Genomic DNA, 13464 nt, shown 5'->3' on the forward strand with positions numbered 1-13464 from the left:
GGCTCCTTGACTCCTCGCGAGTGCGTCACCCAGAGTCGTTGGCCTGTTGCACTCATCGAAGGGTCCGGCCGGTGGCTCTCCGGGGGGAATCCAAGATGAAGCTGTTCCAAGGAAGCCTGATGGGGCTCCTGGCCTTGTCGTTCCCGTTCTCGAGCCATGGCGGTACGGCCTCGCCGGTCCAGGCTCGGAGGCTCGTCGACATCAACACCGAGCCGTTGTCCTCGACCCCGTCCGCGGCGGCCATGGTCGACGGGACGCTCTTCTTCACGTCACGGAGCAAGCAGGTCGTGACGTCGGCGTCCAGCAACGGCGTCTCTTTCGATCACCTGAGCGCTCGACTCTGGAAGAGCGATGGCACCGCGCAGGGGACCGTGCTCCTCGAGGACGGACCGCAAGCCTCGTTCATGCTCGGGCTCGACGGGCGCCTCTACTACTACTCCCCGCAGTGGAAGTGGAACACCGGCAACGGCACATCCAGCGGGCTCTACGGCATCCCTGGCTCGATACCGGACGGGAGCGTCGACCGGCGGGACTTCGACACGGTGGGAAGCACCCTGTTCTTCCCGTTCACGGAGATCCGCGCCTACCCGCCCCCCTCCACGGGCACCGAGCTGTACAAGCTCGACCCGGCGCAATCGCTCTTCTTCCGCGTCAAGGACATCTGCGCGGGAACCGGCTCGTCGATGCCCTCCGGGTTGAAGGCCGTGGGGAACACACTCTTCTTCTCCGCGGATGATTGCCTCGGTACTCACGGCCGGGAGCTCTGGAAGAGCGATGGGACGGGGGCCGGCACCGTCCTCGTCAAGGACATCCGTCCGGGCGCGGGCGACTCGGCGCCCTCGATGCCGACGCGCGCGGGGATGACGCTGTTCTTCCTGGCGGACGATGGAGTCCATGGCCGGGAGCTCTGGAAGAGCGACGGAACGCCGGAGGGCACCGTCCTCGTCGAGGACCTCGTTCCCGGCGCCTCCGGCGGGAGCGTCACGGCGATGGCGGCCGCGGGAACGAGGCTCTTCCTGGTGCGGTCCGACGACAGCGGCCTGGAGCTGTGGACGAGCGATGGGACGGAGGACGGTACCGTCCTCGTCGAGGACCTCCAGCCTGGAGCTGGAAGCTCGAACCCCACGTCACTGACCGAAGTGGAGACGACGCTCTTCTTCGTCGCCGATGACGGCGTCCACGGCCCCGAGCTGTGGAAGAGCGATGGGACGAAGGACGGCACCCTGCTCGTCAGGGAGATCCGCCCGGGTCCGGACGGAGCGGGGCTCCGGGACCTGAAGAACGTGGACGGCACGCTCTTCTTCGTCGCCGACGACGGTGTCCATGGCGAGGAGCTCTGGAAGAGCGACGGAACGCCGGAGGGCACCCGGCTCGTCGCGGACATCCACCAGGGGGAGAGCGCATCGGCGCCGGTCAGCCTGGTGGCCGCGGGCGGCACGCTCTTCTTCTGGGCCGATGATGGCCTGCATGGCTCGGAGCCCTGGAAGAGCGACGGAACGCCGGAGGGCACCGTCCTCGTCCGCGACGTGGAGACGCGGCCCGCGAGCTCGGCGCCTGGCGATCTGACCCGGGTGGGCGAAACGGTCTTCTTCCTGGCCAGGACGGAGACGCACGGCGAGGAGCTCTGGAAGACCGACGGGACGGAGGCCGGCACCTCGCTGGTGAAGGACATCCATCCGGGAAGGGCGGGCTCCATCCCACGGGCGCTGATGAACGTGGGGGGAAGACTCTTCTTCCTGGCCGATGATGGAGTGCATGGCACCCGGCTGTGGACGAGTGACGGGACGGAGGCTGGCACCATCCAGCTCCAGGAGGCCGACCCGGACTCGCGCTCCTACATCGGCGTTCCCCTGGGCACCCTGAATGGAGAGCTCTACCTCACCGTCGACGGCGACCTGTGGAAGAGCAATGGAACGCGAGCGGGCACCAGGTACGTCAAGGACATCTCCCCCGGTGGGGCGAACGACTCGACTCGCCGCTTCCTGGGAGAGGTGAACGGCAAGCTCCTCTTTCCCGTGCACAGATACGCGAGCACCGGCTCCTGGTTGGAGCTGTGGGGGAGTGATGGAACGGAGGCCGGCACCACCGTCATCAAGAACCTGGGACGCACCCAGTCCTATCTCCCCTACACGGGGGGCTTGCTCCTCGGAGGGAGCCTGGTGTTCCAAGGCCCTGGGAGCCAACTCTGGAAGAGTGATGGGACGGAAGCCGGAACGATCCTGCTCGAGGACATGGGAGCGGAGGCCGCCCGGACGATGCAGTACATGGTGAAGGTGGGTGACAGGATTCTCATCAGCGCCAGGTCCGACTACTTCACCACCTGGCGACTCTGGGTCACGGATGGAACGGAATCCGGAACGGTCCCGCTCAGGTCCATCGAGCCGATGCTCGGCAACCCGGTGGAGCTGGGAGGCAAGGCCTTCTTCATGGTGGGCCGGGACCTCTGGGTCTCGGACGGCACGGCGGAGGGAACGGGGCTCGTGGTGAAGGACGGTTTCCCCGGCCAGGACATCCTGGAGCTGTCCCGTGTCGGAAACCTGCTCCTCATCGCAACCCGGGATGCGGTGACGCGCGACCAGCGGCTCTGGATGAGCGATGGGACGGCCGACGGGACGTTCCCCATCCAGGGCTATTCCTCCACCTTCGCCTATGACTTTGGCACCCAGCTCGGCGACCAGCTCCTGCTCCCCGGCTCGGATCCGGAGCATGCGCAGGAGCTCTGGACGGTGCCCGTGCCCGACGTCCAGGTGGCGCCCCCCTCGGGCGAGCCTCGGCCCGAGCAACCCCAGGAGCCCTCCACTTCCGCGAGTTGTGGAGGCTGCGGGGCGAGCGCCAGCGGTGCGCTCGCCTGGCAGGCACTGGCCTTCGCGGCCCTCCTGCTTCACCGGAGAGCGGCTATTTCACCCGGGCACCATCCATATTCGAGTACGCGGAAGACGCCGTCCCGAGGAAGGCCTTGACCCGATACATATAGCTGCCCGATGGCACCTGCTTGTCCACGTAGCTGGTGACATTGGCACCCACCTGGCCGACTGCCGTGAACTGCAGCGGCCAGGATTCGGGCGACCGCTCGATGACGAAGCCGGCCTCCGTCTGGGAGTTGTCCGTCCAGCGCAGCGTCACGTTCTTGCCGGAGACCTGGGCGTAGAAATTGCTCGGCGCCGTCGGCGGAGTCGGCTCGGCGCCGCCGCCATCCGGGGTGATGACGAAGAGCGTGATGCTCTGCGCGGGAACGGTGGCGGTCACGCGTCCATTCGAGGCGCGAACGTCCGCCAGCCGGGTGATGGCATTGGCCGACGTGAGTTGCCACAGCTGCGTGCTGCCCGCCTTCGGGAAGCCCGCCAGGTTCAGCGTGACGGGAGTGCTACCCGACAACACCTTGTTGATGACCATGACGGTGAGGGCTCCGTCGCTGGAGCGCTCGGCCGCGAAGGCCGAGAGCGTGTCCGGGTCCGGCACGGTGCACGAAACACTCACATCGCCGAAGGTGGATTTCCGGCCGTCATAGTTGCGGTACAGCTTCATCGCCTTGAAGGTGGGCGTGGTGGCCACCGGTGACTCCCAGCGGATGCCATAATCGAGCCCCTCGCGTCCGAAGAGGCCCAGGATGTCCGCCTGGGCGGTGGCGCCGTTGATGTGGGATTCCGCGCCCCAGTTGTATTCCGTGATGCCCACCTGGGTTCCCGGGTAGTAGGTGCGGACCCAGTCCTTCAGCCGGGGAATCAGCATCACCTCGTCCTGGATCCACGACTCGTCCGTGTAGTTCGGGTCCCACAGCGAGCGCGTCGAGCGGTTGCGCCGCAGCTGCATGGCCTGGGAGGTGTCGCTGCTGAACTCGCCGCCCTGCGGGTAGTAATGGACGGTGAAGACATCCAACAACCGCCGTCCAGTTGCCTGCTCGTTGCGGCGCAACTGGTCGAGCAACCACGGGAGGTAGTCCCAACCTCCGTTCGCGACACGATCCGGAAACTGGCTCCACTCGTGCGCTTCGCCGTATTGCTGGTCATACCCGCTATAGAAATAGCCACTCCACCCCCACTCCTCCGGCCCGAGCACGAGCGCTCCCGGGGCCGTGTCCTTCACCACGGCCGCATGGCTGACGAGCCGATCCCTCACCTCCTGCATGGTGGCGCCCGTGGGATGGACGTCGCGATGGTTGACGTGCCACAAGCTCGGCTCGTTATCCATCAGATAGAGCCGTACCCCACCCGCCGAGGGCTGGCCCCAGCGCTCGAGCAGGTGGAGCACCCACCCCCTCTGGAAGGAGGGCGCCGACGGCATGTTGGCATCGTTGGGATCATTGACGATGAGCCTGCCATCGAGCCCGATGCCATTGCCCGCGTCGAGGAACCATTCCAGGTCGCGGTCCAGTTGCAGGCCGTACTTGAGAATCGAGAAGCTGGCCAGGCGGGTGCGCAGGAGACCGAGCTTCGCCACCCACCCCGATATCGGCACGGTGACGAGGGGTTCGGCACCGCCGGCCTTGGAGCTGGCGATGAAGGCATCCATCTCCCCACCTGGCTCCGGGCTGGAATAGGGCAGGCTCTCGAAATACCAATCCCTGCCCCGATTGGTTGCATTCAATTGCCAGTTGTACCGTGTCGTGGCATTGCCGCCGCTGCGATTGAGCGGCGCATTGAGCTCGTTCAAATCCACCTGGCTTGCATGCGCCACGCCATAGATGGAGGGGCTGATGGCATGTCTCCCAGCCCCCGCGTCTATATTTACAGTCACGGCAGGATTCTGCGCGTTGGCGGGAAGAGCCAGGACGACGAGCAGACCCGCGAACCACCTGAGAACCGTAGCCTGATACTCCCGCCCACTTCCCCACTGTGCTCGAGCTTTCACCGATCCTCCTCCCCCCCCGTTCCAGGTTCATGCCCCGACAAAGAGGCAGCACCGCGGAACAAGTAGCTGAGGAGAAATGAGTGTGCTCGCAACTGTTTCTGCACGTGACCACGCACTTCGGTCGCATGGTCACGCCCAAAGGCTCACATCAGACGCGCCGCCCCGTGGAGCGTGTACGTAAATTATCGAGCAGGACGGCAAGCAACAGAATCACGCCACGAACCACGTATTGGTAGAATGCTTGGATGTTCATCAGGTTCATCACGTTCTCCGCGATGCCCATGATGAGCACGCCCACCAGCACGCCGGAGATGGCGGCCCGGCCACCGGCCAGCGACACCCCGCCCAGGACGCAGGCGGAGATGACCGACAGTTCGAGCCCCTGCGCCGCGTTCGGCTGACCACTGGTGATGCGCGACGACAGCAGGATGCCCGCGACCGCGCAGGCCAGCCCCTGCAGGGTGAAGATCCAGATGCGAATGGTGCCCACATTGACGCCAGCCAGGCGCGAGGCATCCGGGTTGCCACCGATGGCCAGCGTGTTGCGCCCGAAGACGGTGCGGTTCAGCACGAAGCCGAAGAGCAGGAAGGCGAGCGCCATGACGATGATCGGCACCGGGACGCCGAACAGGTCCGTCTGGGCGATGTCGAAATACGCCGGGTCGTCGACGCCGACGGCCCGCCCATCCGAGGAGATCAACGCCAGACCGCGGACGATCTGCATCGTCGCCAGCGTGGTGATGAGGGCGTTGATGCGCAGCCGGGCGATCACCACGCCGTTGACGGCCCCGACCACCACACCGGCGAGCAGGGCGGCCAGGAGGCCGAGACCGATGCTCTCGGTATGGTTCGAGACCATCACGGCGATCATCCCGGAGAAGGCCACCGTCGAGCCCACGGACAGGTCGAAGTCGCGCGAGGCCAGACAGAGCATCATCGTGCAGGCGACGATGCCGATGGTCACCACCGATTGCAGCAGACCCAGGATGTTGCGCTGGGTCATGAAGTTGGGAACGGTGACGGAGACGATCGCGAGGGCCAGCAGGAACAGGATGACCAGACCCTGCTCCCCGAGCACGACTCGTTTCAGGCGATCCATTTCAAATCCTCTCAAGCCACTGAGCGGTCGGGCAGTGCCGCCGCGAGGAGCTTCTCCTCGGAGAAGTCGGGTCTTTGGAATTCCGCGGCGATGCGACCGCCACACATCACGAGGACGCGGTCGCTGATGCCCATCACCTCGGGCAGCTCGCTCGAGATGACGATGAGGGCGATGCCCTGCTCCGCCAGTCCATAGAGCACGTCGTAGATCTCGCTCTTGGCGCCGACGTCGATGCCACGGGTCGGCTCGTCCACGATGAGCACCTTGACGCCGCGCTCGGCCAGCCAGCGGGACAGGATGACCTTCTGCTGGTTTCCGCCCGACAGGTTGACGATGTCCTGGAGGCGCGAGGGCGTCCGCACCCCGAGCCGTTTGATGAAGTCATTGGCCGTCTCGGCCTCCCGGCTCATGTTCAACACGCCGAAGGGCGAGAAGTGACGCCGGCAGGAGATGTTGATGTTCTCCTCGACCGACCGGCCCTGCAGGATGCCATCCGTCTTCCGGTCCTCGGGGCAGAGCACCAGCCCGGCGCGCACCGCCTGCCGGGGATGATCGATCCGGACGGCCTTGCCGTCGATCCGCAGCTCGCCCGCGTGGCGGCGATCCGCGCCGTAGAGGATGCGCGCCAGCTCGCTGCGTCCCGCGCCCACCAGCCCGAAGAAGCCGAGGATCTCCCCGGCGCGAACCTCGAAGCTGGCCGGAGCCGCCAGACGCGGGCCGCTCACCCCGGAGACGGACAGCCGCACCGGGCCCTGCTGCCGGGGCCTCCAGCCCCAGATGTTCTGGATCTCCCGCCCCACCATCTCGCGCACCAGCGTCTCGCGCGTCAGGCCCTCCATGGTGTCGTGCCAGGCGACCCGCCTGCCGTCGCGCAGCACCACACAGCCGTCGCACAGGCGGAAGAGCTCGTCCAGGCGGTGCGAGACGTAGAGGATGACCTTGCCCGCCTTCCGCAGGCGGTCGACCAGCCGGAAGAGGATCTCGCTCTCGTGCGCGGAGAGCGACGACGTGGGCTCGTCCAGCGCGATGACCGAGGCGTCGAAGATGGCGGCCTTGGCGATCTCCACCATCTGGCGGGCGCCGATCGACAGGTCCACGACCTTGGCTTGTGGATCCACGTCGATGCCGATGTCCTGCAACACCTTGCCCACCTGGGCGAACAGCTCCCGGTAGTTGACGACGCCGAACCGCGACGGGATGCGGCCCAGCATGAGGTTCTCGGCCACCGTCAGCTCGGGGACGAGCTGCAACTCCTGATGCACGACCGTGACCCCGGCCGCGATCGACGCGCGCGTCGAGGAGAAGCGGTGCGCCTTGCCGGCGATGTGGATCTCCCCGGTATCGGGCACGTAGTCCCCACCGAGGATCTTGATGAGCGTGGACTTGCCCGCGCCGTTCTCGCCCAGCAGGCCGATGACACGCCCGGCCGGGACCGAGAAGCTCAGCTCGTTGAGGGCACGGACGCCGGGGAAGCTCTTGGTGATGTTCTTGAATTCGAGAAAGGCCGTCATGCGCCCTCGCCGCTCGCCGGACAGGAGACGTGGCGCGGCGCCGGAGCACCGCGCCACGTTCCGGGACAACGCCTACTGGAGGCCCAGCTCCTTGCGGACGTCCTTGTACGTGTCGCGGGTGGCGAGCTTGCCGGAGGTGAGGATGAGCTTCTCCGGCTCCTTGTTGGTGGTCACCCAGTTGTACATGTTGAGCGTGGTCTCGTAGCCGTGACGCTTCGGCGAGATGATCACGCTGCCGTAGAAGCCGGTCGGAGCGGGCTTCTTGAACTCGTTGATGGCCGCGTCCGAGCCACCGATGCCCACGGCCACCACGTCCCCGGCCTTGAGGCCGGCCGCCTCGGTGGCGCGGACGGCGCCGAGCACGGCCTCGTCGTTGAGACCGAAGGCCACCCACTTCTTGATGGTGGGGTTCTTGTTGAGGACGACGGTGGCGGCGTTCAGCGCCGCCTCGGTGTCGGTCTTGGCCTGCGGGGCGTCGAAGACGTTCTGCGCCTGGAAGCCGTTCTGCTTCAGGACGGAGATGGCGCCCTCGACACGGTCCTTCGCGGTGGGCAGCTGGTCGTAGGAGACGCGGATCGCACCGACCTCCTTGATGTTCCAGCCACGCGCCTTGATCTGCTCCACGATGGCCTGACCCACGGTCTCGCCAATCTTGGTGGCCGAGATGCCCATATGCGGCACGTTCTCGAGCGGCTGACCCTTGCTGTTCACCAGGCGGTCATCGACCGTCATGAGCTTGAGCTGATTGGCCTTGGCGCGAGCGACCAGCCCCGGCCCCAGCTTGACGTCGGGGGTGCAGATGATGACGCCCTTCGCACCCTGGGCGCCCAGGTTGTCGATCGCGGACAGCGCCTTCTCTCCGTCCTCGGCGCCAATCTTGACGAGGGTGAACCCCTTCTCCTTGGCCGCGATGTCCGCGAACTTCCACTCGTCCTGGAACCACGGCTCCTCGGGCTGCTTGACCACGAAGCCGATCTTGACGTCGGCGGCGGTGGCCGCGGCAGACACCACGAGCACCGCCATGGCACCAGCCATGACCAGATTCTTCCAAAGGCGCATTTTTCCTCCCTGAAGCGTCCAAGGCCTGACGCTTGGGTGTTGTGCGGTTTTACGATTGGCGGGGGGTCAATCGCGCGGGGAGCGTAGTGTAAGTGGAGGTCGAGTCAATACAAACCAGTCAGGCGCTACGAGCGTGGAGAGCGGCCCGGGCCACATGGCGCCCCCCACCGTATGTCAATGGAAGGCTGTGAAGGGACTGGAATCCATACGCGGTCCATCACCTGCTCATAGAGAGAGCGCGCAACACCTGCCCCTGGACCCGGCGTAGAGTCGGTACCGCTTGGACGATTGGCGCATCGAGCTTCTGGGCAGGGCACGGCTCAGCGGAGGACGCAACGGTCCACGACCGCTGGAGCGGAAGACAGCGGCATTGCTCGCCTATCTCTCCCTGGAGGGAGAGACGGCGCGAGGGAAGCTGGCGGGCCTGCTCTGGCCGGAGTCTCGCGAGGCCACCGCGCGTAACAATCTGTCACAGTTGCTGCGACGCCTGCGCGAGCTGCTCGGGGAGCCAGGAGTCGAGGGCCGCGAGAGCGTGCGGCTTCGCGAAGGGCTGAGGGTGGACGTGAGGGAGCTCGTCCGCGGCGAGCCCTCCTGGGCGGCCAGTCCGGGTGGCGAGCTGCTCGCGGAGCTGAGCTACGACGAGTGCGATGACCTGGAGGACTGGCTGCGCGCCACCCGCCCGCGCGTGCTGCTCCTGCAGCAGAAGTCCCTGGAGGCGCGGGTCCTGCTCGAGGAGAGCGAGGGGCGGCTGCCCTCGGCCCTGGAAGTGGCGCAGCGGATGCTCCTGCTGGAGCCCACCTCCGAGGAGGCGTTCCGGCTCCTCATGCGCCTGCATCACCAGCTCGGGAACCGGAGCGCCGCGCTCCAGGTCTGGCGCCAGTGCGAGGAGGTGTTGGAGCGAGAGCTGGGCACCCGGCCCTCGACCGCCACGCGCCAGCTGGCCAACGACATCCAGAAGGAGTCAGCCCCACCCGCCATTCCCTCTCCGGCCAGACGGGCCCTGCCCCTGGCCGTGGTGCACCCGCCCGTCCTGGCGGGCCGCGAGCCCGAGTGGGCGCGGATGGAGGAGGCCTGGGAGGCACGCCGGCCCATCTTCGTGGTGGGACCCCCGGGCGTGGGCAAGTCCCGGCTGCTCGTGGACTTCGCCCGCTCCCGGGGACGCTGGCTGATGCTGACGGCGCGCCCGGGGGACTTCGACGTGCCGTACGCCACGCACGTGCGCGGCATGCGCGAAATGTTGCGGCGCAACCCCGGGCTGGTCCTGGAGGACTGGGTCCGGCGCGAGCTGTCACGGGCGCTCCCGGAGCTGGGTGACGAGGCCCTGCCCCTGCCGCCTCCTCCAGAGGAAAAGGCCCGCTTCTTCGCCGCCGTCCTCCACCTGGCACGGCTGGCGCTGCGGGAGTTGGACGTCCTCGCCTTCGACGACGCCCAGTACATGGACAGCGGCAGCAGCGAGCTGAGCCTCTACCTGCTCGCGCAGCTCCAGGACGACATGTCCGCCGGGCGCTTTCCGCTGATCATCCTCAGCCAACGCACCGACGAGACCCTCTGGAGTGGAGAGCGGATACGGCAGGTGGTGGATGCCGGGCTCGCGGAGTGGATCCAGCTCGAGCCGCTCGCGCCCCAGGCGGTGCACACCCTGCTGCGAGGCATGGAGCTGCCCGCGCTGGAGCGCATGTCCGGCGACATCGCCCGCTACACCGGAGGCAACCCGCTGTTCGTCGTGGAGACGGCCCGGCACCTCTTCGAGTCCAATGCGCTCGAGGGTGAGTTCCCCTCGGGACTGCCCCCTCCGGGCCGGGCGAGGGCCATCATCCAGAAGCGGCTGGCCCGCTTGTCTCCGGAGGCGTTCCGGCTCGCGCAGGTGCTCGCGGTGGCCCGGGTGGACGTGGGCCTGGATCAGGCGGCGGCGGTGCTGCGGACTCCCGCCGAGCGGCTGGTGGATGCCTGGCGGGAGTTGGAGGAAGCCGCGCTCGTCCGAGGCGCGTGGTTCAGCCACGATCTCGTGGGCGAGGCCCTGCTCGCCGAGCTGCCCTCGTCCGTCCGGGAGCTGCTCTCCGGGAGGCTGACCGGGCGCGACGTCCCGGTCGACCCGGTCACGTAGCCTTGGCCGCGTCCAGCGTGTTGCGCATCAGCATGGCGATCGTCATCGGCCCCACGCCTCCGGGCACCGGGGTGATGAAGGACGCGCGCTCCTTGGCCTTCTCGAACTCCACGTCGCCCTTGAGCTTGCCGTCCGGCATCCGGTTCATCCCGACGTCGATCACCACCGCGCCGGGCTTGATCCACTCGCCCTTGATCAGCTCCGGCACACCCACCGCCGCCACCACGATGTCCGCCATCCCGACCTCGAACTTCAGGTCGCTCTTGCGGTGGCACACCGTCACGGTGGCGTCCGCCTGAAGGAGCATCAGCGCCATCGGCTTGCCCACGATGTTGCTGCGGCCCACCACCACCGCCCGCTTGCCCGCGGGGTTGCACCCCACCTCCTGCAGCAGCCGCATCACCCCGAACGGCGTGCACGGCCTGAGCGCCGGCTTGCCCAGCGACAGCTTCCCCGCGTTCATCGGGTGGAACCCGTCCGCGTCCTTCTCCGGCCTCACCGCCGAGATGATCCGCTCCGAGTCGATGTGCTTCGGCAACGGCAGCTGCACCAGGATGCCGTGCACCGCCGGATCCTTGTTGAGCTTGTCGATGATCGCCAACAGCGCGTCCTCGGTGATGCTCTCGTCCGGGTGCTCCTCCCACGAGTTGAAGCCCACCTCCTCGGCGGCCTTCTTCTTGCCGGTGACGTAGATCTTCGAGGCGGGATCCTCTCCCACCCGGACCACCGTCAAGCCCGGCACCAAGCCTCGCGAGGCCTTGAGCTGCTCCACTTCCGCCTTCACCTCCGCCCGCACCCGCGCCGCCACCGCTTTTCCGTCGATCAACTGAGCCATAGCGCGGCGGACTCTATGCCAAACTGACTCCCGTCAAGGGAGTGAAGCGCACGTGGCACCTGGAAAAGTTCTCGGAGCGATGCTCGGACTGGCCATCGGCATGTTGATCGGTGGACCCCTGCCCATCGTCCTGCTCGTCATCGCCGGAATCTTCCTCGGCCACCAGGTCGACGAGCTGCACCTGCTGCCCTCCGAGACCGCTGGCGAGGGCGAGCCCCTGTCCCGCTCCGTCCTCAACACCGCCGCGCAGGACCACTTCGCCCGCCACCTGTGTGCCCTCTTCATCGAGGTGGCCCGCGCCGACGGTGACGTCGTGCGCGACGAGGTGCGCGTGGTCCGCGAGTACTTCGCCGATGAGCTCAAGTACGGCCCCGAGGCCCTCGGCCTCGTCCGCCGCTACCTCAAGGAGCACCTCGCCCGCCCGCCTTCCCTGGAGGACTCCGCCGCCGCCTGCCGCGAGGAGCTGCCCACCGCCGAGCGCCTCCTGCTGCTCGATGCCCTCTACACCCTGGCGCTCGTCGACGGGAACCTCCACCGCGCCGAGCAGGACACCCTTCGCCGCGTCTCCCAGGGGCTCGGGCTCTCCGAGGAGGACTTCCGCTCCGTCACCGCGCGCCACTTCGGCGCCGGTGACGTCCACTACTCCCGGCTCGGCCTCTCCCCCGATGCCAGCGACGCGGACATCAAGCGCGCCTACCGCCAGCTCGCCGCCACCCACCACCCCGATCGCGTCGCCCACCTCGGCCCGGGGGCCGTCCAGCAGGCGTCGCGCCGCTTCCAGGAGATCAAGGAAGCCTACGAGGAGCTCCGCCGGCTGCGAGGGTTGTGATCATCCCGCATCGAGCGCCTGCTCGAGGTCCGCGATGAGATCCTCGACCGCCTCCAGGCCCACCGAGTAGCGCAGCAGCCCGTCCCCGATCCCCCGCTGGAGCCGGACCTCGCGCGGCATGGCCGCGTGCGACATGAGCGCCGGGTAGGACAGGATGCTCTCCACCGCGCCCAGGCTGACCGCCACCAGGGGAACGGTGACCCGATCGAGCACCTGTCTCGCGCGCTCCCCGGAGCCGACGTCGAAGGACACGATGGCCCCGTAGCCCTGGGACTGCCGCTCGTGGATGGCGCGGCCGGGGTGCTCGGGCAGCCCGGGGTAGTAGACCCGCGCCACCGAGGACTGCTGGGTCAGCCAATCCGCGAGCCTCCGCGCGTTGCGCTCGGCGAACTCCATCCGCGCCAGGAGCGTCTTCATCCCGCGCATCAGCAGCCAGGAGTCCTGGACGCCCAGCACGCCGCCCAGGGCGTTCTGGAGGTACTTGAGCTCCTGGCCCAGCTTCTCGTTGGCCACCACCGCCAGCCCGGCCAGCACGTCGCTGTGCCCCCCGAGGAACTTGGTCGCGCTGTGCACCACGATGTCGATGCCCAGCTCGATGGGACGCTGGAGACAGGGCGTCATGAAGGTGTTGTCCAGCATCGTCAGCAGGCCATGCTTCCGGGCCCACTCCGCCACCGCGGCGATGTCGGTGATCTTCAGGGTCGGGTTGGACGGAGTCTCCAGGAACACCGCCCGGGTGTTCGGCTGGCGCGCGGCCTTGAGCCTGTCCAGGTCGGTCGCGTCGACGAAGGTCGTCTCGATGCCCATCCGGCCGAGGATGGCCGTCAGCAGCCGGTACGTCCCACCGTACACGTCCTCGGAGCAGATGACGTGGTCCCCCTTGGAGAGCAGCATGAAGGCGCAGGAGATCGCCGCCATCCCCGAGGAGAAGGCGAAGCCCCGGACACCACCCTCGAGCTCGGCGATGGTGTCCTCGAGCGCCTGGCGGGTCGGGTTGCCGGAGCGGGTGTAGTCGTACTCCGGGGGGTTCTCGAGCGAGGCATGGTGGAAGGTGGAGGCCTGGTACAGCGGGATGCTGGAAGCGCCCGTGCGCGCATCCATCCCCGAGGCGGAGTGCAGCACCCGGGTGGCCAGCTTCTGGCGGGGACGAGGCGTCTCTTGGAATCGGATCATGGTTGT

9 protein-coding genes are annotated in these 13464 nt (G+C 67.5%); 3 read left to right on the forward strand and 6 right to left on the reverse strand.

Annotation, left to right across the window (positions count from 1 at the left end):
• The first annotated feature begins 95 nt into the window (after positions 1-95).
• A complete protein-coding gene (locus JRI60_RS32490; RefSeq protein ID WP_204219814.1) occupies positions 96-2960 on the forward strand; it encodes an ELWxxDGT repeat protein in 2865 nt (954 codons plus the stop codon).
• Here JRI60_RS32490 and JRI60_RS32495 read toward each other — a convergent pair.
• From JRI60_RS32495 to JRI60_RS32510, 4 genes are all read right to left on the reverse strand, one after another.
• Positions 2896-4734, reverse strand: a complete 1839-nt coding sequence (locus tag JRI60_RS32495; RefSeq protein WP_239469833.1) for a glycoside hydrolase family 44 protein — start codon at positions 4732-4734, stop codon at positions 2896-2898. The genes JRI60_RS32490 and JRI60_RS32495 overlap by 65 nt on opposite strands.
• 262 nt (positions 4735-4996) lie before the next feature.
• On the reverse strand, positions 4997-5947 hold the full coding sequence (araH, locus tag JRI60_RS32500) for an L-arabinose ABC transporter permease AraH (protein ID WP_204219815.1): 951 nt from the start codon (positions 5945-5947) through the stop codon (positions 4997-4999).
• Between the two features lie 11 nt (positions 5948-5958).
• Positions 5959-7458 (reverse strand): L-arabinose ABC transporter ATP-binding protein AraG, encoded by a 1500-nt coding sequence (gene araG, locus JRI60_RS32505; RefSeq protein ID WP_204219816.1) that lies wholly within the window; start codon positions 7456-7458, stop codon positions 5959-5961.
• Positions 7459-7530: 72 nt separating this feature from the next.
• Positions 7531-8493 carry an arabinose ABC transporter substrate-binding protein gene (locus JRI60_RS32510; protein WP_239469834.1) on the reverse strand — a complete coding sequence of 321 codons (963 nt, stop codon included), beginning with the start codon at positions 8491-8493 and terminating at the stop codon, positions 7531-7533.
• Between the two features lie 304 nt (positions 8494-8797).
• Between JRI60_RS32510 and JRI60_RS32515 the strand changes: the two genes are divergently transcribed.
• Complete coding sequence (locus JRI60_RS32515; RefSeq protein ID WP_204219818.1) at positions 8798-10621, forward strand: AAA family ATPase; 1824 nt, start codon at positions 8798-8800, stop codon at positions 10619-10621.
• On the opposite strand, the gene folD is transcribed toward JRI60_RS32515, so the two are convergent.
• Positions 10614-11456: a bifunctional methylenetetrahydrofolate dehydrogenase/methenyltetrahydrofolate cyclohydrolase FolD gene (gene folD / locus JRI60_RS32520; RefSeq protein WP_204219819.1), complete on the reverse strand. Its 843-nt coding sequence runs from the start codon at positions 11454-11456 to the stop codon at positions 10614-10616. The genes JRI60_RS32515 and folD overlap by 8 nt on opposite strands.
• A gap of 52 nt (positions 11457-11508) precedes the next feature.
• Here folD and JRI60_RS32525 point away from each other — a divergent pair, with 52 nt between their 5' ends.
• Positions 11509-12285, forward strand: a complete 777-nt coding sequence (locus tag JRI60_RS32525; RefSeq protein WP_204219820.1) for a TerB family tellurite resistance protein — start codon at positions 11509-11511, stop codon at positions 12283-12285.
• Here JRI60_RS32525 and JRI60_RS32530 read toward each other — a convergent pair whose 3' ends face one another.
• Positions 12286-13458: an aminotransferase class I/II-fold pyridoxal phosphate-dependent enzyme gene (locus tag JRI60_RS32530; RefSeq protein ID WP_204219821.1), complete on the reverse strand. Its 1173-nt coding sequence runs from the start codon at positions 13456-13458 to the stop codon at positions 12286-12288.
• Positions 13459-13464 lie beyond the last annotated feature (6 nt).

The sequence above is a fragment of the Archangium violaceum genome, from assembly GCF_016887565.1.
In the GTDB taxonomy this organism is placed as follows: Bacteria; Myxococcota; Myxococcia; order Myxococcales; family Myxococcaceae; genus Archangium; species Archangium violaceum_B.